This is a genomic window from Psychrobacter sp. 1Y4 (assembly GCF_051847555.1).
Window position 1 is genome coordinate 1 of the sequence record NZ_JBPYDE010000652.1, and the last position, 666, is coordinate 666.

Annotated in this window: 1 protein-coding gene and 1 pseudogene; both read left to right on the plus strand. The window is 45.3% G+C overall.

Going from position 1 to position 666, the window contains the following annotated elements; translation table 11 throughout:
• On the plus strand, nt 1-383 hold a 383-nt coding region (locus ACS8FC_RS18130; RefSeq protein ID WP_439297810.1), incomplete at its 5' end, for a response regulator.
• Nucleotides 373-666: pseudogene (locus ACS8FC_RS18135) on the plus strand (chemotaxis protein CheB); the annotation flags it as partial. The gene ACS8FC_RS18130 and the pseudogene ACS8FC_RS18135, both read left to right, overlap by 11 nt.

Consider the following 666-nt stretch of genomic DNA (forward strand, 5'->3'; position numbering starts at 1 on the left):
CGGTGTTAGTAGTCGATGACTCCGTGACCGTACGTAAAGTAACCTCTCGTTTCTTGGAGCGTCAAGGGTTCAATGTGGCGGTTGCAAAAGATGGTATTGATGCGCTCGAGATATTACAGGACACGACGCCAGATATGATCTTGCTAGATATTGAGATGCCGCGTATGGATGGCTTCGAGGTGGCGACTCAGGTCAGATTCAATAGTCGATTGCAGCATATCCCAATTATTATGATTACCTCACGTACTGGCGAAAAGCATCGTGAGCGTGCTCTAGAGATTGGGGTAAATGACTATATGGGTAAGCCATTCCAAGAAAAAGAGTTGCTTGAAAAAATCCAAAGACTACTTGGTGAAGAGGTCAGCCTAACTAATGAAGGATAATGCACGTGTTTTAGCACTGCGACAAAAAAATAATAATGAGATTAAAGTGCTGGTGGTGGCAGAAGATCACCGCCAGCGTGTGGCTTTTTCGGACACCGTGCGTAGCTGCGGTTTCACGCTTGTCGGCTGTGTGTCATGGGCTCAGTGGCAAGAAAAAAGTGAGCTGTCTAATGTAGATATCGATATTTGGCTCATAGACAGTGATTATGATGATAGTGTTGCAACCGCAACGACAGCTTCTAAATCTGCTGCTGTATTAGTGGGTTTTAGTCAGGCACCCTAT